We start from the raw sequence: 21,294 nt of genomic DNA on the forward strand, positions 1-21,294 counted from the left end.
GATCTATTGAATGGCGAACCGATTCTGCAAAAGGTCCGATCAGATATTATCTTAGAAAATTATAAGTTGGTAGAATCTATCAATAAGGAAAATACATTAAAAGAGATGAAAAGCCTGATTTTAATAAGTAGTTTTTTGATTTTGCTATGGCAAAATCAAAAAAAAGAGGTATATATTTTAAAAGATGCAGAAGGGAATGTCGGTATTGAGTATAATAAAACTAATAAAGATGTTAATATAATAATAAGTGACGAATTGGTAAGAAATAACTCTGATAGAAGAGCAATAAAAATGTATTTAGCATCCTTTTTTTTTATAGATAATGATGATCTTAAACGGGACTTTAGGAAACTATTTAATATATCTATGTCTGGCTTTGCGAAGAATAATAAAAAACAAATCTGCAAAGTCATTTATTATTTAGAACACATTGATCATGGTAATTTGCCAGATATATATGGCTTGGAAGCGTATAAGTTATTTGAAATTTCGGATTTGAAACCAGAAATATCTACAATAGAACAGTGCCTAAATAAAGGGAAAATTCTTAAAATCATACATGAGAGTGAAGAAGATTCTTTACCACTTAAAACTCCGAAAAGAATAAAGAAATAATCTCGAACTAACATATATTATAATAACCAGTTGAGCCGAAAACAGCATCAGCAATCGCTTTTAGATAGTGAGGGACTGTCCCGGTAATAATGCAAGCTCTCATTTCCGGATGGGCTTGGGAGTGTAACGCCAACTGTGTAATAGGATTAAAACTTAGGCTGTTTCCAGTTTCCGACTGCTGTAGACATTGCTTACATAGCCAAACACTAGGACCTTCAACAGCATTTGCGGATGATAACTGGAACAGCCTTTTATCTTGTAGGCATCAAAAAGACCCTGTATGTTGCTTCGGTTGATCACATCGTTAACAATACGTACCGGATGTCCTTTGGAGAGCAATTCGTCCAAAGCTGGGGGAATTGCCATAATCTGATCCTGATAGTAGAGCTTAAAAGTAGGTCTTTGAGATGACATATATCTTTTTTTAAATGTAAAAATATGAAAATCAATCAATTAAATCAAATTAAATGTCATGAAATAAGATAAAAAAGAGGCTATCGTTTTGAGACAGCCTCCTAGTTTTTTCGACTCGAGAAATCGGGTAAAATCTCCCGTCAAGTGGCGTTTTCAAATCTCTTGTTGAATAAGTTTGATAAACGCACGAAAAAGGAAAATTCATTCCTTATATTGCAATTTACTAACATATTAAGTATTTATATTTATTAAAAATTATATTCCAAGTGTTATTCATGTGTTATAAATGTGATATGCTTAGGTAATTTTTTATAGTAGCTAGCTTTTAACTTTGGTTATTAATTAAAAACTTATTAATCACTAAAAATTAAGAAATGATTTTACAAACTTTGACAAAAAGTTGTTGGAGAGTGCTGGCTCTTTCGACGCTAATTTGTGGAACTTTGTATTCCTGTAAGGAAAGCAAAGACAGTATAGTGACGAGCGAAAAGGCTAGTGTCAGGATACAGGTACTTGGCGTGGAAAACCCGGAATTGACGACCAAGAAAGCTAGTGGTAAAGGCCATAACATGAGCGAACCACAGAAGCAAGTGATACCATTTACAAAGTCAAGTTTTATTGAAGCTACCTTGACAGATGAATTCCCGGTCGCGAGCACCAACCAGTTACGGGCCTCATCCGGAACCCGTGCAGCTGTTACTGAAGAGAGAACGCCTTTGGCGGCAGGTGTCTGTTATATGATTTACGTTTATGACAGCAATGGGGCTTTTGTTACTTCCAAAGGCTTTAAAAACCTTGTTGACAATACGGCCGAAATATCACTGGTTCCAGATCAGACATATACCTTTGTGGCTATTTCACGTAACATAAATAATTACATTGGACTGGAAGCTGCTGGTAACTCGAGTCTTTCTACGGCGGTTTTTGAAGGGGGGATTGAAAATAGTACGACTCCTTCCGCATTTCCAATGTCGATGATGTATTTCAAGAAAAATCTCACGGTTCATGCAGGAGATAATCAGCTGGATGTGGTGTTGAAACACTTGACCAGCCAGGTAACAGTTAACTACACCATGGCAACTGATATGACCGGAAATATAGAAAACTTTGCATATGGTACGATCTCACCTTCATATCTAAACGCAACATGTAATTTAAGTGATGGTACGTTAACCTATAATGGTAATGGTAATCTTGCTCTTCCTGTAGTTTACAATACAAGTCTTTTGCCTGCTCGGACATTGGCATTTTCACCTCGTTTGCTATTGAATCCTGGTACATCGACTGGTGTTTATACAATTTCATCGATCACTATTGATGGTGAAACCAAGAATGGATTGACTATACCAAATCTGTCGATTATTCCGGGGCAGCGTTATAATTTAAATCTGAATTTCAAGACGTGTACACAGCCGGTTACTGGCGGCGCAAATCTATCTTGGGCATATCCAGCTTCTGGAACTGGGGCTGTTGTCGATGGCGCGACTGTCCCAGCCGGAACAGTGCTGGAGCAAAATCTAACTGCTCCTGGAGCCGATTACGGATTTGTATTTGATATCCAACGGTTGGACAATTCCTTTAATATGGTCGTGAATGGCATACAATTAGCAACGCAGGAAATTCAGTTTGAAAACATTGGCGTAGCGCCTAAAAATGTCCAATTCGTCGATGGCAGCAATTATGGGGAAACTGTCAATGGGGTTACAGTTCCTCAAATCTTCAATATGCTGGGTACAGCGACAAATCCTATTCTTCGTGTCGTGATCAGCCGTACTGGTGAAGTAACTATGTATGGAAGCAAAAGTGCTGGCGGCGAACTATTCCCGTTAAAATTAACACAGGGTTCTTTCAATACTGTGCCTTGGAGTGCGACTTCAAATGCTGTTAAAATCACCCAAATTGTGCAAGGTGCTACCAGTATGGTTGGATCGGGTAGTGGTAGAAAGAAAATTGCTTGTACCTCATAACCGCTGTAAAGAATTATAACTTAGCAAAAAAATAAAGTCATGAATAATAAGAAATTAAAAAAGAATTATATAAGTCCTCGTATAAAGTCGTTAAATATTGAACTGGAACAGGGGCTTGCGGCTGGTTCTGCGCAGCCTACATCAAATGTCAGTAATGATGTGCAACAATCTTGGGATAAGGCAGATGATGACAATCGTGGAATCGACTGGTAATCATTGATTAAGAACAAATTCTGGAAAGATTTGGCTAATGCTCGATAAGTATTAATATATACTTGTCGAGCATTTTAGCTTTTAAATGCACATTTAGAAAGATATAAAAACTAAAAATAATGGGTAAGTGCTTTTTCGCCGGGACGATAATGGAATATCCCGTTGGAGTTTTATGATGGGTTGCAATACCGCTATACGGCCTTTCCATAGTCAATTTGTTTTATAGGTTGTACCAATTCAAATGGTCTAATTTTCTGATGGCCAATATGCAATAAAAAAACGAATTTCAATATTATATTTCGTTCGAAATTCCAGCCCCGAGAAGTGCGTTGCCGCATGCGTAGTTTATGGTCGCTATTTAATATGTTTGATCCGTAGGCGTTTGTACATATCATAAAAATAGCACTTAATTTTTATCAAATATTATGGGAAATTAGAATTAAGGAAATGCACAAGTGTGTCACTGAAACGCTCAAGCAACGAGCGCAGAATCTTTCGATGGAAGAAGCTGCATCGGTTCCTTTGGTGGCACTCACAGCGTGGCAGGCTCTGGTGGAAATTGGTCGGTTAAAAAAAGGACAAAAGGTATTTATTCAGGCAGGTTCGGGAGGAGTAGGTACCATTGCGATCCAGCTGGCGAAACATCTTGGCGCAACTGTTGCGACAACTGCAAGTGCCAAAAGTTTTGATTTCCTGAAAGAAATAGGCGCTGATGTTTTAATTGATTATAAAACACAGGTTTTTGAAGCAATACTGAAAGATTATGACCTCGTTTTAAATAGCCAGGATAATAAAACACTTGAAAAATCATTAAATATTTTAAAAGCAGGAGGCAGGGTCATTTCAATTTCCGGTCCGCCAACACCTGAGTTTGCTGAAGCTATCCATGCGAATTAAGCCTATTATAGACAAAGTATTTCCGTTTGAAGAAACCAACAAATCTTTGGAATATGTCGAAAATGGAAGAGCGAAAGGAAAAGTTGTGGTCAAAATAAAATGAAAATGAAGAGTCTTCTATTTTCAAGCACTTATGTGTACAAAACAAAGGACGTTGTTGCAAACTTAGTTTTGCAGGCCAATTTTTTTCCTACACGAAATCCGGCCGCATTTACCTGATAAAACTATCAGCTAGCCGAATATTGCAAATTAAGCTGTTTTTAATAATTATTTATCCCAGTTTTATTAAAAAAGTGTTAAGTCGTTCTCTAAATTTCAGGGTAATATTCAATTTATTGAAGAACAGATACTAAAAGCTAGACAGTATCTGTTCCTTATGGCTAAGTACAAATTTATGGTTATTCGAACTTTTTGCTAAACGTTCAGTCCGTTACGTACTGATCTGTTGTGTTTATTCTCGAATTGTTGTTTTATCCTTTAAGGCTAATTCTGCGATTTCGTCTTTACGTTTAAAGGACACGCCCTGATGGCTCTGGATATATTTTATTAGTTCATGCGCAGTCTGTACCATTTGCGGTGTTCCTCCTATACGGTCATGGAAACTTATGGACATCTGTCTCTTTCTGTTTTCACTTTCCAGATATAGTTGATCGAATTCGGCCTTAGCCTGACTGAAAAACTGGTCTACCGAGAAGTTTTTTCCTTCAATGAGTACAATATCATTACAACGTATTGTATAGGGAACAATTACAAAATCCTTGCTGTTAACCATGGTAATGAATGGTTCATCGCGGCTCAGATCATCAATGTGGTATTTAAACCCCAGTTCCTGTAGGATTTTAAGCGTATTTTCTCCCCTGCGGAGCCAGTTGGCGTTGTATCCAACCGGAGTAAATCCTGTGATTTCCCTGATTGCATCTGCTCCATCTTTAATGAATTTTTTCTCTTCCTCGTAAGACATGCTATACTGGGAGCTCCAGCTCATACCATGAGCTGCTGCTTCATGTCCTCTGTCCACAATTTCTCTTGCCAGAGCAGGATTTTTTAAAATAGCCGTTCCAACCATATGCGAGGTGACCTTTATTCCTAATCGATCCCAGTTGTCCAGCATCCTTGGAATTCCTTCTTTGTATCCATACTGATACCATGTTTCAGCAGGCAGATCTGTATATCCTTTCTGCATATTCTGGGGAAATGGACTCTCCGCATTATCGGGCTGCCCGCCTGCTTCAAACTGCATTGAAACAGAAACCACTAATCTTGAACCGTCAGCCCATTTACTGCCTTCGCTTTTTGTTTCTGTACCCTTTTTTGCCTGTGGTGCAGCAGTAAAAGCTGCCAACGGTATACCAACTCCGGCTAATCCTGCCAGACTGGATTTTTTGATGAATTCTCTTCTATTAGCCATTTTATTTGTTTTTCGATAAAAGGTTGTCCAGTGAAAATGTATTTGATTTTAGAAATTGTAGCAGAACCGTAAAAAAAAGTAAATGGATCAATTGAGAGGGGATAGCTTCCCAGTTTTCTATCAGGCTTGTTCCAAAAAGTAAAAACAATATCACCACAGCCCCAGTAATCAATGCAATCCTAGTGCAAATTCCGAGTAGGAGTGATAGTCCCACAAGAAATTCAAGAACCGGCAGTAGGTAACTGAATGGGACGACAAGCAACTTAGGGATAAACGAGGGTTCCAGAGATTTTATCATCCATTCGCTGAATAGTTGAAGTTTGGGTAATCTGACAATACCATGTCCGAACATGCTAATAGCAATGCCAAGACGCAATAGTAAAAAAACGGTTGTGTTCATGGAGTTTAGTTTTTTAGGTTTCTATTTATGAAAATGTATAATCCGGATTGCTCAAAAAATTGCGACCAAAGCCTATAAGGTCGACAAGATCTTCAGTCAGTAAAGGTATCTTTTGCAGATATTCCGGATGGATCCAGTGGGCGAAGACCTTTACTCTGATTGAAGAAACTCTGCCTACATGCCATAGCTGCAGAAAAATCGGAATTTCCTTAGCATGGACTGCATCTGTAATTTTTTTCCAACCCTCAATTTGTTCTGGAGTGTAAATGCCCAGAGTACGGGCATAATCTCTTCCCTGAAGACTTATCTGTGTTGCTTCGGTAACAATGATACCTGCCGAAGATCTCTGAACGTAGTATTCCAACATCAGTTCATTGGATACGTCGCCAGGTTCCGTGCTGTGGCTTCTGGTTATGGGAGCCATAAGAAATCTGTTTTTTAGATTCAGGCCCATCAGATTATATTGACTAAAAAGATTCTTGTATTTCATAAAATTTAAAAGTAACTCTACAAATTTCAGTATTTTAGCTTTATTTTAATTGTCAAAAAAAAGGATACATTTGTATAAAAAAAGGACGATGAAAAGAATATTCAGTAATCATTCCCTGAATGTATTTGAATTGACACTTCATGAATGGCCGTATAATACCCATACCCATAATTTTTGCGAATTGATTATGGTCAAACAGGGCAGTGGATATCATGTGATAAATGACACGAGGTTTCCGTACGGAAAAGGGGATATTTTTTTACTCACTCCGGAGGATCACCATAGATTTGAAATTGATGACGTTACGGTTTTATTATATATAAAATTCACGGAACAAGTTTTTTCTGAAAAGCAGGTTTGGACAAAATCGGCATGGATAGATAGCAATCATGGATTTCTTTTCCGTTCAAATATGATAATCGGTAGTATAATCAAAAATGAAGCAGATTCATCGCGGATCTTCTATTTGTCCGATATGCTTTTAGATGAATTTCGGTCTCCGGGCATTTATTCCAGGGAATTGATGCTGGAGCTTTTTGGTGCTATTATTATTATAGCTTTAAGACACCTCTCGGTCGAGTTACAGGATAGTAAGGTAGGCAAAAAAGAAAGTGAAAAGATTAATAATATACTTGCTTTTATTCGATTAAATATCAATAATGAAAGTAAGTTGACCTTGGCCGAAATTGCTGAAGAATTCAATATATCGGTCAATTATATAGGTGAATATCTGAGAACCCAGACGGGTAAAGGATTCAAAAATTTAGTTTTGGAAACAAGATTAGAGCGGGCATCTGTGCTACTGCAGAAAAGCACGCTTAGCATTTCGGAAATTGCGGAAAAGACTGGATTTACTGATGCCAGTCACATGAACAAATCATTTAAGAAATACCGCAATATTAACCCATCATCGCTCAGAAACTCCAAAAAGTAATCTTCTTCTTACCGACGTTAAAATTGAGCTCTTCCCGAACCTATACTTTTAAATACTCCGGTTTTTTGGGGGAGAGGTCAGAATCAAAAAAAAACAGATAACATAAATGCTATCTGTTGAACTTAACTTAAAGAAAGTTTTGAGGCTTCCTACTTAATTATGCTACGCGCACATTAACTGCGTTAATGCCCTTTTTACCGTTCTCTAAATCGAATGTTACAGTGTCGTTTTCGCGTATATCATTGATTAAACCTGATGAATGTACGAAAACATCTTGACCTCCATTTGATGGTGTAATAAAACCAAAACCTTTGGTGTCATTAAAGAATTTTACTGTTCCTTGTTGCATTGTGTATATTATAAAATTATGTATTTATTAAAACTTCTTTGGCATGTGCCATTGCTATAGTGATACTTATATCATTAAGGCAATTAAATCAATCTGTAAACAAAAAATGAAGTTGGTATTTTTATCGTATTGAAAATATCAATTTGAAAAAAGGAACTTTACCTTATATGTTGATGACAAAAATAGCGGCTGAAACGGCGAAGACTGAGAAGAAAGAGTAAACTCAAAAGTTTCAGAAGAAGCAATGGCAGAAGCCTGATTATTGTACGAATGTAAGTATAAATTATTGAAAAACAAAATGTTTAATAATTATAGCGTAGTTCTTCATTACAAAAGGGCTTGGTTGGAGTAAGGTAGTGCCGGGATAAAACGAAAAATCTAGTTTTCTTTTATTAAAGAATTTAGATCAAAGGCTAAGAAATATTATCTGCCTCTCTTTTTGATATGAGGTACGGATTATGATATTGTTCATAAAAACGTTTCTTGTCGTCCCTATAGTCAGTCATTGCGCCCATTTTATGCATCAGTTTGATATATTACCATGCAAGGTCAACCTGATGAGGCCTGAAACCGCTACGCGCGCTTTTGGGAAAAAGGTGGTGATTGTTGTGCCATTCTCCAGCTACAATTCCGGGCCAGAGCTGATTGATAGATTTATCATTTATACTGAAATCTATTCCTTCACGTTGTTTGTCTTTCCCCTTAGCGTGCCCTTCATAGTTAAAGGTCCGCACACCTATCGCCCAAAACCCTGCGGCACCAAAGAGGCTGTAGGCCAACGCATTTCCTCCGATAAGGTAAAATGCAAGATACCAGAATGACCAGTTCAGCAACCATGACAATACTGCGTACAGAGGCGTTACATATGATCCCCATATTCTGTATTGATCGTAGGAATTACCAGGTACCCCAGTATGTTGCATGAGTAATCTGCCCCGATTATAGTCGCTTTCGGTCAGGTTTTTTGATATCGGTTGATGATTGACATCGGCTAGAAAACAATATAGAAAAATAACGGAAAGTATTAGTAGACATTTTGCATTTTCTTAGTTAATTTTCGATTTTCCCACTACCATCGGTCTGTCTGCTCCTTTATTAATAAATGAAAACACATTGCCTTTTTTAGCCAGAATTGGCCATGTACGGTTTTCACCTTCATAATTTCTTCTTAAATTATCATACCTAGGCTCTAAAATTATCTTTCCATCATTATCTGCAAGGCCAGATTTGCCTTTTAACGTGATCTCCATTAGCTCAGGTGAAAAGTTATCGATCATATCATATATAGGCTCAAGTATAATTTTGCCTTGACGATTCAGCACACCATACTTTTCTTTCTCTTTTATCAGCATGAGATCCGGATGGTCATTAATCGCTTCCAGACGGTCAAATCGAGGATTAACAACCACATTTCCTTTCGTATCAATCAATCCATAAAGCATTTCATCTCCTTTTTTACTCACTACCCACGCTAGGTTGTCATAAAATTCACCAACATAGGCAAAGTCATTAAAGCGAACCTGCTTTCCATTCTCATCAATAAATAGATTTTCTCCCTTAATATTGATCTTGAAAAGTTCGCTTTGAAAAGGTTTGGCATCCTCTTTTCTATTTTCCGGTATATTAAAACTGCTGTAGTAGCCATTTCTGTTCCATTCTGGACGTTCAAACACTTTTTCACCTTTCATATTAAAAATGACATATTGGGATCCTTGTTCTGCCAGTAGGAGCTTATCGCTGAGCATCTTTAGGAGATAAATATCTTGAGTATAGGGTATTAACACTTGTCCATCACTATTGTATACTGCCGATTCTTTGGTATAGCTCTTTCCATCCACTTTCCTCCTAATCTCAAAAATTCGTGCATTTAACCACGTGATTTCTACATCGCCTACTGGAACAATAAACTGTTTCTTTAGACTGTTGTAGATCCCCAGTCGTTTATCATCATAAACAGGGAAGATAAAAGGACTGTCGTTAAGATCGCCATAGGTGTAGCTTCGATTGATATAGATATCAGACTGTAGGCGATATTCTGGCGGTAATATTTCTTTACCCAGTTTATCGTAAATTCCATAGAGATTCCCATTTACAGCATAAAAATAAGTTTCTCCATGCTGGTTTACGATGGCAATTTCCGTAAAATTTGTAGGAAAAATAGGTTTTGCGTTTTCCCAATCGAAAATTCCTACTTTACCCTTGTCTTTTACATGCAGATAATAGGGCATCGCATCCAGTTTGGCTTCGGCGGCTATCCTTTCAAGATATTCTTTTGAAGCATTTGCAACAGCAGGCATGAGTGATACACGGTCACCATAAAAAACTGTCTGTCCCGCTGAGTTTTTGAACTGGATCTCGTCATAGTGGGGAGACAATAACAATTTGCCGCTTTCATCAATTAGCCCCATTCTTCCCGCCTTTTCTACAATAGCATGACCTCTTACAAAATCATTTATTCTATCATACAATGGAGGGGTGACTTCTTTTCCGGCAGCATCAATCAGCCCCTGCAACCCCTGTTTTTCAATCTTAAGAAAGTCACTACCTCTCACCGGAATTAATGATTTGTAAACTGCAGGAAGTACTACAGTCCCCTGCGAATCAATCAGACCATAGGCCTTATTTTGAAAAAATGCTGTATACTTTTTGGTTTTAAGTAAGATGCTGCTCAAGTCTTCATATGTTGGAGAGACAACTACTTTACCGCTTATATTTGCTATTCCTTGTTTTCCATTAAGATGAATTTGAAGCATATCCTCAAACAGATAATTCTTGCCCACTTCATCATAGATAGGGGGCTGGATAATTTCACCATCTGCTGCACGCAGCCATCCCCATTTATTGTTTTCTTTAAAACCAATGATATCTTTATTGATGATCTCCAGAGCCTGGAAACGTGGTTTGGAAATTACTTTTCCTTCTAGATCGATAAGCCCATACATTCCCTTTTTTTTCGTTTGTGCAAACTGGTAATTGTAATGGATTCCCGGATACCATTGCCCGTCATAATGTTTGGGTAAAGTCACCTCATCGTAATCAAAGTTGCTTAGTAATTTTCCATTTTTGTGGATCACTGCGTATGCTCCGTCTTTCACTACAGAAAGCAAATCACCTGAATGATCTTTGACATCATCAACCAACAATCCAGTAACTGGATGACAGAAATAAATTTTACCTTCTTTTTGCACTTTTACAAAAGGAGTACGATAATCACCAAAGCCGATAGCATCAAAGATAATAGGAGGCTGGGCTCTTGCTGAACCGGCAGTGGAAAGTATGAGGAATAATAATAAAAGTTTGTTGATCATCGTTTTTATTCGTCTATTAAATTATTTTTAAAGGAAATTTCAGCTCCTGCATGTTCGATACCAATGGATTTAGATGAGATTTACTGTCCATAAAAACTGTAACATCATCGTTCACGTCCAAAGCATAAAATCTCGATCGTGCACGTTTACTCAGATTAGCAACAAATTAACAGTGTAAAAGGCCCAGCAATTTTTTGTATGCCATAAAGAACGTCGTCTGCCAAAACTACGCTTATCCTGTTTACAAAAACATCCCTGAATACAGCGAAATTTTTAAATATTTCCCTCCGGCCTCAAATTTAATGATCACCACCACAATAGATCCACATCGGCTCCGTCTGACCAGCTCGTTCAAAGCCGTTCTTTTTATAAAAGTCAATAGCCTTTCCGTCGGCGGTGAGCATCTGCATATGAAAACCCTTATAAATCTCTTGCATTTTATCCATAATCAAACGACCAATCCCTTTCCCTTGATAGGAGGGTAGCACTAGTAGATGAGGGTAATAAACCACGAGATACCCATCGGAAATGGCGTTCCCTAGGCCTACTAATGTTGTGCCGTCCCAGGCCGTAACCAAAGAATGCGAATTTAAGAGTGCTTTTATCAATAGTTCTGGTTTATCGGCAGCACTCCATTTATTAGATTGATATAACTGCAGAATGTCATTTGCGTTCAAATCTCTATTTAGACTAAGTTGTATGTTCATATATTATTCTGCAGTTTTTGTCAATATATTGAGTAAATATCAATCCCAAGATGGCTAGTCCTACACACAACCAGTAACAACATATATAGCCCAGCTGCGATAGTTATAATTGCGGCAATAATAAGTTTGCTAAAATGCATTTCAAGAGTGATCGTCAATTCTCCTCAGCTTTTTTCATAATATAAATAATTCCAGAAGTTCCGCCGGAACCGTTATAGTTATCAGTTAGATCGAATGTACTTACTAATTCATAGCCAATTTTAGACATATGGTTCAATATGGAGGCATACGACTATTTATTGGTTAATATTTCGGAAAGCTTTTCACCTTCTGCGATCTGTTCATCTGAGTCACCCAAGTCCACTTTCACCTTTAGTTTTTTCGATAAGAATTTTCCTTCTACACGTATATACGCATACGAGAAAGTGTTATGTATTTCACTATTTGAAGAGTGGGTAGTGGATTGGGCAAAGCTACTACTTATGCAACAGATAGTAAAAAAAATAATTAGCGATAATTTGCACATCGGTTTTGTTTCAATAATAAGACTGTTGAATTTACAAAAGAGGATTTAAATAGACAAAATATATAACCCAATAACTATAATTTACATAGCTATTTTGCACCTTGATAGCACATGAATTTGAAACTGCAGATGAAGCCGTTAGAAGAAATTGATATTTTTATTTTTGATACATTAATCGGTCTTTTGTTTTATAAAGTACCAGAGTATAAGGAAATCGTGGAAATGGGAGAGGATAGTCTTTTCTCAGATCGTTCAACATATTTATTTATGAATGAATTTGCGACATTTGATGCATTTGATGCTGGCGTTCTATCTAATTCCTGGAGGCAGCAGCCTGGATCTCCGGTATACTGTACAGACCTAACTCAAAAGGAAATACGATCCTTGATTGATACAGCAAAAAAGGAGCGCTTACCAAAACGAAGAGATTTAGCTATCCTGGCTATTACGGAACGATTGGGTGGAATTTCTAAAGATCTAGATCCAGAGTATCTACTTCGCATCAATCGTGCATTGTATATATAATCTAGAAAATAAATGTAGATTTTGCATTTAGACCATTTCCGATTCTAAGAGCTGTGTTTGTGTTTAGAATAAAATAGGAGACCAAAGTAGTAAATAGCGTATGAAAATAGGAATAATAGGTACTGGTAAAATGGGATGATGTTAATGTTCAAAATAACGCGTTCATCCAAGAGTATTTTAATCACATAGCTATACCGGCAACTACAAATTGAATTTGATCGTTAGTAAAAGTAGGTAAAAACGTTTCATTATTGCCTACTTTTGTATCATAATTACAGGTAAAAATTTGCAGAAATTTGTCCATATCAAATATTTAGAAATAATATAATGGCAAAGACAATTTTTATAACAGGCGCATCCCGTGGGTTCGGAAGAATTTGGGCGGAAGCATTTTTAAGACGTGGCGACAATGTCGTTGCGGCTGTTCGTAATCCTGAGACCTTAGCAGAACTGGAACAAGAATTTTCATCAAATCTTTTGGTTCTTAAACTTGATGTTACAGACAGAATTGGAAGTTTTGAAGCAATTGAAACCGCAAAAAAACATTTTGGAAGTATCGATGTACTCATAAATAACGCAGGTTTTGGACACGTTGGAGCTGTAGAAGAACTTATCGAAGACGATGTTAGAGCGCAATTCGAAACCAATGTATTGGGCTCATTATGGATGATTCAGGCGGTTTTACCAATTATGCGTACGCAAAATTCAGGTCAGATCATTCAGCTTTCAAGTGCTTTGGGACTAAATACAGTACCATTAATGGGACTTTATAGCGCCACTAAATTTGCAGTTGAAGGGCTTACGGAAACATTGGCAAGCGAAGTAAGCGGTTTTGGCATTAAAGTAACCATCGTAGAACCGGGCGGATTCGCTACAGATTTCTTCGGAAACAATTCTCTTGCGATCAGCTCAACAGTTTCTGCTTACGATACCATAAGAAAAGATTTTTATGACCACGCAGCAGACCAAGATTCTGGTAATCCAAATGCCACGGCTACAGCTATCCTGAGTTTAGTCGATGCCGAAAATCCACCATTAAGACTACTGTTAGGTAAAAATGCATTCACCTGGACACAACACACTTACGACGAACGTCTTAAAACCTGGGAATCTTGGCAGGATGTCTCTGTAGCAGCACACGGTTAACAGAAATTTAAAATGAGCGGGATCTGACTTTTCCAGAATCTACTTTTAATATCGTTTAAAAAAATATGGAACATTTTACCAAAATTAGCGACCTGCACGAGGCTTTCGGTATTAAGCCGCCTGAAAACCCGCTTTTTAGTGTGGTCTATGGTGAGCAAGATATGTGTAAAGGGAATAATAAACTTGAATTTTCTTCCGGATTTTACATCATCGGATTCAAAAAATTGAAATCGGGGAGTATGTCGTATGGTAAAACCAAATATGACCACGACTTAGGTTCCATGTCGTTCATAAAGCCACAGCAGAAAGTAGCATTCCAAAACATAATGCTAGAGGAAAAAGGCTTTTTAATTATTATTCACGAAGATTTTTTAGCCGGAACAGCACTTTACAACGAAATAAAAAAATACAGTTATTTCGATTATGAAGTCAACGAAGCTTTACACCTTTCACCTGCGGAAGAAAATATCATCTGGAATTTGTATTTCAATATCGAAAAAGAGTACAATAACAATACGGACGAGCTAAGTAAGTCTATCATTATCAGTCATCTTGATTCAATGTTAAAATATGCACAACGGTTTTATAAAAGACAGTTTATCAACCGAAAGCAATTAACAGGATCAACGGTAACGAAGTTTAATGCGCTGCTTGTTGCAAATTTTGAAAGCAGAAAAACAAAGGACATTGGATTACCCTCGGTAGCGCAGATGGCAGAAAAGTTGCATATATCACCCCGTTATTTAACCGATTTACTTAAAGAAGAAACAGGTAAGACAGCCCTGGAGCTCATCCATCTGTTTTTAATCGCCGAAGCCAAAAATTTACTGAGTGAAGGTGAACTCAATATCTCTGAAATTTCGTACCTGTTAGGTTTTGAAAACACCACTTATTTTTCCCGTCTCTTTAAGAAAGAAGTAGGTGTCACCCCTAATCAATTCAGAGGACGCTTCTTAAACTAACAATGGCAGTTGCCAATAATTGACCTATAAATACAACATCATAACGTATGGAACGTACAGCAAAAGCACATTGGTCTGGTACTATAAAAGAAGGTAGGGGGGAGTTGACTACCCAAAGTGAAATTCTAAACAAGACAAATTACAGTTTCAAAACCCGTCTTGAAGAACATCAAAAAGGAACAAATCCTGAAGAATTATTGGCAGCAGCACATTCTGCATGTTTTACTATGGCGGTTAGTTTTGCATTAACAGAAAAAGGACTAAATCCAACATCATTGGATACCGAAGCTACATTGACCATGGAAGGTCTTGCAATAGCAGGAATTCATCTTTCAATCTCTGGGGCAGTGCCCGGTTAGTGCAGATGAATTCGAAACCATAACAAAAGATGCTAAAAAAAATTGCTTAATTTCTAAAGTATTGAATATACCAATAAGTTCGAAAGCACATTTAATAGCCTAAATAACCAGAAAGTTATTGATCTTTTGCATAGTGTAAACATCCTATTTTAAACTTTATAAAAACAAATAAAACAATAAAAATGGCAAGTAAGATAGCATTAGTAACAGGCGCAAGCCGTGGACTGGGTAAGGATTCCGTTTTGCAACTGGCAAAAAAAGGGTTTGATATTATCCTTACATATCAAACCAAAAAAGAATTTGCCGATGAGGTAGTAACGGAAATTGAAAGTATCGGACAAAAAGCATTTGCATTGTCTCTTGATATCTCAACAACGGCAGGTTTCGATCAATTCACAGCAGAAGTGAAAAACATCTTGGATACACAATTTTCTTGCGCAAAACTGGATGCACTCGTAAACAACGCAGGCATAGGGATCAACCAGAGCTTTGAAACGATGACGGAAGAAAAAGTCGATCTCATGACAAATATCCATTTCAAAGGCCCATATTTCTTAACGCAGAAACTACTACCCCTATTAAATGACGGAAGCAGTATCGTGAATATTTCTTCGGGTTTGGCCAGATTCTCATCTCCAGGATACTCTGCATATGGCGCTATAAAAGCTGCAATAGATGCACTATCAAGATATCAGGCTTTGGAACTGGGAAGTAGAAAAATAAGAGTCAATGCACTTGCTCCAGGTGCAATTGAAACTGATTTTGATGGCGGTGTTGTCCGTGATATGTCAGACGTAAATAAATACTTAGCTTCCGAAGCAGCTCTGGGAAGGGTAGGATTGCCGGATGATATTGGAAGTGTGGTAGCATTCCTTTGCTCCGATGATTCCAAATGGATTAATGCGCAACGGATAGAAGTTTCTGGTGGATATAGAATATAATTAGCTAATGCACAGTTTGCAAAAATCATTGATAAAGACGGTTATGTAAATGGGAGGAAACAAACCACAGTTAATAGCGCAATTGTTTCAAAAATTGCTGCTGATGAAATTGTCTATGGCTTTCCCGATCAAAAACTCGGCGTCTTATAAGCATATCCCCAATATATCCTTTGATGAACGCAGGGCAACATAACGGGCTTGCCGCTGTAAGCTGCCCGCTGTGTTGTCCGGTTCAATATCTCCGCGTTCATCGGCTTTTTGTGCTATGTTTAAATAATCATGTTTTATAATCACCAAGATAAAGTGAAAATCAACACGTAGCGCAGCTATTTGAAAATACAGGGACACAGATTTTCGGCCCTTTTTCGAATTCTCTAAGTTAGGCCATAATTTCAAAAAGTGTCTTTATGATGTATTTAAGGCTATTTTTAAAATTTATAGGGACACAGATGGGGTAAAAAAAGGTGTTTTGGAATACTTTTTGCCGCCACAACCCATTCTTTCTGAAAAAGTATAATTACAATTTTTTTTGATTTTATAGCGCATCCTCATCTGGATGATTTTCGTCCTTAAATAGCATCTACATCCCTTTATACCACTGTCAATTCTATATTAATAAATGATGTTAATCAACTGTATTTTATATAATTATATTTTTTTGGTTAAGTTTGTAGTATTGAATATCAAATGTACAGCCCTTATGCCTTTTTGTACCGACCATACCGAAAAGGAATTGATCCGTCTGCTTAGCGGGGGGATGAAAAGGCATTTACGGTGAATAGCTGATGTGTCATGCAGGGCTTTTCTTTTGCCAGCCAATAGCGAAGAATTTTATTTTTTAGTAACTTTGGGGTAGTATTATTAATATATAATAAATAATGACTGGATGGGAACTTGAAAAACCGGGAGAGTTGCTGCAAACTAGCCGTAACAGGTTAAACAAAACATTGAATGGGTTTTTAAAGCGATACCCGCTGGCTACCGTAAGCGCGGACCATAACATTTTGCTTATCATACGTAAGTACCACCCTTCCCTAAATTGCAGTCCCGATAACGAAACTTATCAAACAGATGATTTCCGATATTGTATGGCGTATTATACCATAAACGCCTATACATATTTTGAATTGCCCACTTATGATTATCAATATGTCTCTATGCAATATGATGCTGCTATAGGAGATTTTACTATTAGGATATCCGCAAAAGGAATAACCCGGATCACTAATATCAAGGAACTGTCACAGCAGCTCAATAATTTTATCGAGCGTGATGAAGCAACAAAACGTACTATTTTTGAATCACTGGCCAACAAGGTGCCAATTGTCACCAAACCGTCTCCCATCACCCAAACCGAGATACAGTCCGCCGTTGTCGGCAGATTAACTAATACGGAGTATGATGATTGGTGGACGGCCATAGATGAGGTCGACATTCCCTTCTTCAACAATGAAAAAATGCCGGTTTCGTTTACGGATTTTAATCCAAATGAAGACCATTCTTTTATCGAGGAAGCGGATGAACTGTTACGTAACTTCTTGGCACAGGATAACAGCCACCGCCTTACGGTATCGGCATATGTGTACCAAAATTGCATGGATTTTTTGGACGCCATTGGTTACGATGATGCTGATGATGCGATGTGGAAGATGAAGCAGCCTGAAGAGGTGTGGCAGTTTGTAAAATGTACCGGGCTATATGTAAGCCGCGAGCCGTATGATGATAAAGGTGTATATCTGCAACTGCTTTGCGATTGCGATTGGGAGCAGGAACATGGGCTGCAGCTGGTGTACAATAAACAGGGGAAGCTCGTTCGTGTAAGTGCGCAGGACGGACATATTATAGGCTAGAAAAGAATTATATTTAACTATGCATATTATTAATCATAATGACAAACATTCACCCTTTTGGAAACTGCTGCCGAGGGTCGGTCTTGGACCTATACGTTTTCCTGATGCCCAGATCGGAGGTAGATAACTATCAGTATGAGCTGGGTTCGATTGTCGGGTAGCGGAGTGATAATTTGGATCAGCAGCTAACCAATAGCGCTATTTAAGGAATGTAATCCACCTTCCGTTAAAGCGCTGAAAAATTACAAACTTTTTCCATCTTTAAGGTTTGGGGATTTATTGGTCATAATATTTTTATTCGATTATATTGAGAAAGTTGTTTCTTCAAATATATATTGGATCAAATCCTTGTGGTATTAATTTTTCTTTGATAATATTTTGTGAATATTAACTATCCATTTGCTGAATATAATTATATTGGCACGGTCAAAATATTTAAAAATTGAATTATTAGCCTTTTATAACCATGAAATTTAGAGAAGCAAAAATTGAAGATATTAAACAGATCCAGATCGTTAGAAATTCTGTCAAAGAAAATACGCTTTCTGATCCAGCACTGGTAAGTGATAAAGACTGCGAAGAATTTTTATTTGAGCGGGGAAAGGGCTGGGTTTGTGAGATAGCTGACCAAATTGTAGGTTTTGCGATTGCAGATTTAAAAGAAGATAATATCTGGGCACTTTTCTTAACACCGGAATTTGAAGGACAAGGAATAGGCCGCAAGCTCCATCAAATGATGCTTGACTGGTATTTTTCTACAGGAAAGCAATTTGTATGGCTGGGCACAGCTCCTAATTCAAGAGCAGAAGGGTTTTATCTGAAATCAGGTTGGGAGAGAAACGGAATGTACGGCAGTAAAGAGGTTAAGTTTGAAATGACAAAAAGCACTTGGGAAAATATTAGGCAGGAGGCTTAGGCAATTGGAAATGTCGGGAAGGAATATTTTGTTTGAAGTTTTGATCCTCAGATCAAGTAGTGGCTATTACAGTTGTTTTGAGCTCTGCTGTTTTTGTTAATAAAAGTCACAGTAAAAATTCCATTCTTCTGTTTTCGCATTTTTAGCAAAATACATCGTTCCGCTATCAACTATATTCAAATTTGCTTTGTCGTCGGATGCAATTTGAAATACAAATTCAAAGTCTTTGCCGAAATAAACGCCTGGTTGACAAAAGCTTGGGTAGCCTCCAAGTTTGTGTCCATATTGATTTTCAGCTATATCATAATAACCTTCAATTATTCCCGAACTTTCAAGTTTTAATATTTCATGTTCCATTTCACTTGTTAAACCACCTCCATCCCACACAGGATAATCTTCTTCTATTTTTGAAGGTTTTAGGGGAAATGGTTTTAGTCCTGAATCAGGATTGTTCAATTCTTTAATTATTAATTTGTCTGATTTTTTATATTCTCGCAATAGCCATTCATTTCCGTTGGCAGTTATATCCATTGGAAGCTCTTCTGCTATAAAAACAGTAATCACCATTGTATCAGCTAAAATATCAGGTCTAATTTCAATATCTTCTAAGCAAAGTTGGAACAGAGGAAACATTAGATTTCCATTTTTGTCTTTCGGAATTTCTTCATCTTCTTTGTATAAGTAAACTTTTCCTATCCAACTTTCAGAAATAGAATTTGTTGGCCTAAAACCTCCTGTTTTAAATTCTATAGCTTTTCTTACAATCTGTTGCTTTATTTTTTCTACTTCATTCATTGTGAATCGCGTTTGGGCAATTGCAGGTAATAACTGTATTAGCGAAACTAATATACTAAAAGTTTCGCCAGTCCATCCTTATATATGTATTTCCACTACCGTCCAAAACGATTAGACAATGCGCCACCAATGCAATGGTACGTATAAACGTTTTCAGTCAGCTTCTATCCTTGATAGACCGGGATAGTGGAATGTGTCCAATCTTGCGAGTTTTATACGTATGAACATATTTGTGAAGAGACTACGGTTTCCCGTAACCAGCCATTCTTTCAAACCAATACCTTAGCCTTAGAATTTGTAATAATCTTGAAAGTTAATATTCACAAACATATTAATTCAAAATAAATAATTATATTCGGCTTGGGTATTAACCTTGCCCGATTGAAAAGAATAATGCCATGATAGTAACCACGACCAATTCCATCGAAGGGAGGGAGATTTCACGATATAATGATCCAATAGCTGCCAATGTTGTCATCGGCACCAATATCTTTAGCGATATAGGAGCGAGCTATGTCGATTTCTTTGGAGGTCGCTCTACCAGCTATGAGAAGAAGATGCAGGAAATGTACAAGCGTATTACCGAAACGCTCAAGCAAGGTGCTCAGGCAATTCGTGCTGATGCTATTATAGGGCTTAGTGTAGATATCGACGAAATCTCAGGAAAGGGGAGCTAGAGGTTTATGATTACTGCTGTGGGTACACCAGCACATCTTTAGGAGGTTGCTCGAGTTCCGATGGAGAAGCAGGACGATCTATTGGATGGCGAATTGATTCAGCAAAAGGTCCGAGCAGATATTATCCTAGAAAATTATAAGTCGGTAGAATCTTTCAATAAAGTTCCAGCTGAATTTATTGCTACAGGACCTATTAGAAAAATAACAAAAGATAGCTATACTATTAAGTATAAATGAAAATACTAATGAATATGGGGAAAAAGAAGAATTTGATTGAATTGTCATTAACAGATTTTGTGGATTATGTTAGTAAAGCCGGGAGCTCGAAGCTAACTAAAGTGAGACAATTAAAGGAAAGGGATATTGTTTATAATCCTGCACATGACTTTTATAAAGCATTACGTGAAGGGATAACCGATATTCATAAAACGAATGGAAAAAAAGCAGATCTCACTAGAATTATCGACAATCTCAAAGATAAAAAAAAGCTAGAAAATTATAAACTAGCCCTTGACGGATATAGGAAGTTTTGGGGAAGGAAAAATATCAATTATTTTGATCCTCCTTTCAAACATTGGGTAATAGGGGATTTGGATGTTAGAATTAACCCTGAACTCGGGCTAGAATTTAATGGTGAATTTTATGTTATAAAGCTATATTTTAAAAGTGATAAGCTTTCTAAAGACAGGACAGCTCAGATTCTTACACTTATGGAATCGGAACTTAGAAATGTTGATGGGGTAGAGGAAGAGGTTAAAATGGCTATTTTGGATGTTAAAAATTCAAAATTGTACATTAAGGATGATAAAGATCTACCACTGATTATACTTTTGGCTGGTGAGGCTAAAGGGCTTCAAGAAATATGGAAATCGCTATAAATGCACAATTGTAAGTT

General features: G+C 37.3%; 24 protein-coding genes and 1 pseudogene. 16 read left to right on the plus strand and 9 right to left on the minus strand.

Features of this window, described 5'->3' with window-relative positions; genetic code table 11:
• Positions 1-105: 105 nt before the first annotated feature.
• Complete coding sequence (locus D7322_RS08390; protein WP_147430335.1) at positions 106-615, plus strand: hypothetical protein; 510 nt, start codon at positions 106-108, stop codon at positions 613-615.
• A 156-nt stretch (positions 616-771) separates the two neighbouring features.
• Here D7322_RS08390 and D7322_RS08395 read toward each other — a convergent pair.
• Positions 772-1,029 (minus strand): annotated as a pseudogene (locus D7322_RS08395) (transposase); the annotation flags it as partial.
• Positions 1,030-1,403: 374 nt separating this feature from the next.
• Here D7322_RS08395 and D7322_RS08400 point away from each other — a divergent pair.
• From D7322_RS08400 to D7322_RS29085, 4 genes are all read left to right on the plus strand, one after another.
• A complete protein-coding gene (locus D7322_RS08400) occupies positions 1,404-2,996 on the plus strand; it encodes a fimbrillin family protein (protein ID WP_147430337.1) in 1,593 nt (530 codons plus the stop codon).
• Positions 2,997-3,035: 39 nt separating this feature from the next.
• Positions 3,036-3,209: a hypothetical protein gene (locus D7322_RS28425; protein ID WP_183078645.1), complete on the plus strand. Its 174-nt coding sequence runs from the start codon at positions 3,036-3,038 to the stop codon at positions 3,207-3,209.
• A 498-nt stretch (positions 3,210-3,707) separates the two neighbouring features.
• Positions 3,708-4,106 carry an NADP-dependent oxidoreductase gene (locus D7322_RS08405; RefSeq protein ID WP_262707630.1) on the plus strand — a complete coding sequence of 133 codons (399 nt, stop codon included), beginning with the start codon at positions 3,708-3,710 and terminating at the stop codon, positions 4,104-4,106.
• The gene (locus D7322_RS29085) at positions 4,096-4,209 is read left to right on the plus strand and encodes a zinc-binding dehydrogenase (protein WP_262707631.1); all 114 of its coding nucleotides are present in this window, start codon (positions 4,096-4,098) and stop codon (positions 4,207-4,209) included. Before D7322_RS08405 ends, D7322_RS29085 begins: the two co-directional genes overlap by 11 nt.
• A gap of 348 nt (positions 4,210-4,557) precedes the next feature.
• Here the strand turns inward: D7322_RS29085 and D7322_RS08410 are convergent, their stop codons facing one another.
• From D7322_RS08410 to D7322_RS08420, 3 genes are read right to left on the minus strand one after another with little or no spacing between them, the layout of a single operon-like run.
• Entirely contained in the window at positions 4,558-5,514 is a 957-nt protein-coding gene (locus D7322_RS08410) for a polysaccharide deacetylase family protein (RefSeq protein ID WP_121123157.1), read from the minus strand.
• Between the two features lies 1 nt (position 5,515).
• Positions 5,516-5,914, minus strand: coding sequence for a DoxX family protein (locus D7322_RS08415; protein ID WP_121123159.1), 399 nt, complete (start codon positions 5,912-5,914; stop codon positions 5,516-5,518).
• Positions 5,915-5,939: 25 nt separating this feature from the next.
• On the minus strand, positions 5,940-6,404 hold the full coding sequence (locus D7322_RS08420) for an oxidoreductase (RefSeq protein ID WP_121123161.1): 465 nt from the start codon (positions 6,402-6,404) through the stop codon (positions 5,940-5,942).
• An 88-nt stretch (positions 6,405-6,492) separates the two neighbouring features.
• On the opposite strand from D7322_RS08420, the gene D7322_RS08425 reads away from it, so the two are divergent.
• The gene (locus tag D7322_RS08425; RefSeq protein WP_121123163.1) at positions 6,493-7,338 is read left to right on the plus strand and encodes an AraC family transcriptional regulator; all 846 of its coding nucleotides are present in this window, start codon (positions 6,493-6,495) and stop codon (positions 7,336-7,338) included.
• 157 nt (positions 7,339-7,495) lie between these two features.
• Here the strand turns inward: D7322_RS08425 and D7322_RS08430 are convergent, their stop codons facing one another.
• The 4 genes from D7322_RS08430 to D7322_RS08445 form a co-directional block, all read right to left on the minus strand.
• Positions 7,496-7,687 (minus strand): cold-shock protein, encoded by a 192-nt coding sequence (locus D7322_RS08430; protein ID WP_121123165.1) that lies wholly within the window; start codon positions 7,685-7,687, stop codon positions 7,496-7,498.
• A 536-nt stretch (positions 7,688-8,223) separates the two neighbouring features.
• Positions 8,224-8,610: a fatty acid desaturase gene (locus tag D7322_RS28915; protein WP_245971292.1), complete on the minus strand. Its 387-nt coding sequence runs from the start codon at positions 8,608-8,610 to the stop codon at positions 8,224-8,226.
• Between the two features lie 123 nt (positions 8,611-8,733).
• Entirely contained in the window at positions 8,734-10,995 is a 2,262-nt protein-coding gene (locus D7322_RS08440; protein WP_121123167.1) for a WG repeat-containing protein, read from the minus strand.
• 299 nt (positions 10,996-11,294) lie between these two features.
• Positions 11,295-11,702 (minus strand): GNAT family N-acetyltransferase, encoded by a 408-nt coding sequence (locus tag D7322_RS08445; protein WP_121123169.1) that lies wholly within the window; start codon positions 11,700-11,702, stop codon positions 11,295-11,297.
• A gap of 637 nt (positions 11,703-12,339) precedes the next feature.
• Here D7322_RS08445 and D7322_RS08455 point away from each other — a divergent pair.
• The 8 genes from D7322_RS08455 (at position 12,340) to D7322_RS08490 (ending at position 18,927) form a co-directional block, all read left to right on the plus strand.
• Positions 12,340-12,753, plus strand: a complete 414-nt coding sequence (locus tag D7322_RS08455) for a hypothetical protein (RefSeq protein WP_121123173.1) — start codon at positions 12,340-12,342, stop codon at positions 12,751-12,753.
• A 327-nt stretch (positions 12,754-13,080) separates the two neighbouring features.
• Positions 13,081-13,899: an SDR family NAD(P)-dependent oxidoreductase gene (locus D7322_RS08460; RefSeq protein ID WP_121123175.1), complete on the plus strand. Its 819-nt coding sequence runs from the start codon at positions 13,081-13,083 to the stop codon at positions 13,897-13,899.
• A 65-nt stretch (positions 13,900-13,964) separates the two neighbouring features.
• The gene (locus D7322_RS08465) at positions 13,965-14,861 is read left to right on the plus strand and encodes a helix-turn-helix domain-containing protein (RefSeq protein ID WP_121123176.1); all 897 of its coding nucleotides are present in this window, start codon (positions 13,965-13,967) and stop codon (positions 14,859-14,861) included.
• Positions 14,862-14,908: 47 nt separating this feature from the next.
• The gene (locus tag D7322_RS08470; RefSeq protein ID WP_245971293.1) at positions 14,909-15,220 is read left to right on the plus strand and encodes an OsmC family peroxiredoxin; all 312 of its coding nucleotides are present in this window, start codon (positions 14,909-14,911) and stop codon (positions 15,218-15,220) included.
• A gap of 182 nt (positions 15,221-15,402) precedes the next feature.
• Positions 15,403-16,161, plus strand: a complete 759-nt coding sequence (locus tag D7322_RS08475; RefSeq protein WP_183078646.1) for an SDR family NAD(P)-dependent oxidoreductase — start codon at positions 15,403-15,405, stop codon at positions 16,159-16,161.
• A gap of 49 nt (positions 16,162-16,210) precedes the next feature.
• Positions 16,211-16,354, plus strand: coding sequence for a hypothetical protein (locus tag D7322_RS28430; protein ID WP_183078647.1), 144 nt, complete (start codon positions 16,211-16,213; stop codon positions 16,352-16,354).
• A gap of 685 nt (positions 16,355-17,039) precedes the next feature.
• The gene (locus tag D7322_RS28745) at positions 17,040-18,011 is read left to right on the plus strand and encodes a DUF6985 domain-containing protein (protein WP_220700042.1); all 972 of its coding nucleotides are present in this window, start codon (positions 17,040-17,042) and stop codon (positions 18,009-18,011) included.
• 466 nt (positions 18,012-18,477) lie between these two features.
• Positions 18,478-18,927, plus strand: coding sequence for a GNAT family N-acetyltransferase (locus tag D7322_RS08490; protein ID WP_121123183.1), 450 nt, complete (start codon positions 18,478-18,480; stop codon positions 18,925-18,927).
• 96 nt (positions 18,928-19,023) lie between these two features.
• Here the strand turns inward: D7322_RS08490 and D7322_RS08495 are convergent, their stop codons facing one another.
• Positions 19,024-19,722: a DUF1963 domain-containing protein gene (locus D7322_RS08495; protein ID WP_121123185.1), complete on the minus strand. Its 699-nt coding sequence runs from the start codon at positions 19,720-19,722 to the stop codon at positions 19,024-19,026.
• Positions 19,723-20,120: 398 nt separating this feature from the next.
• On the opposite strand from D7322_RS08495, the gene D7322_RS08500 reads away from it, so the two are divergent.
• The gene (locus D7322_RS08500; RefSeq protein ID WP_121123187.1) at positions 20,121-20,399 is read left to right on the plus strand and encodes a YbjQ family protein; all 279 of its coding nucleotides are present in this window, start codon (positions 20,121-20,123) and stop codon (positions 20,397-20,399) included.
• 251 nt (positions 20,400-20,650) lie between these two features.
• Positions 20,651-21,277 (plus strand): hypothetical protein, encoded by a 627-nt coding sequence (locus D7322_RS08505; RefSeq protein WP_147430338.1) that lies wholly within the window; start codon positions 20,651-20,653, stop codon positions 21,275-21,277.
• The last annotated feature ends 17 nt before the right edge of the window (positions 21,278-21,294 follow it).

The sequence above is a fragment of the Sphingobacterium puteale genome, from assembly GCF_003627955.1.
Classification (GTDB): Bacteria; Bacteroidota; Bacteroidia; order Sphingobacteriales; family Sphingobacteriaceae; genus Sphingobacterium; species Sphingobacterium puteale.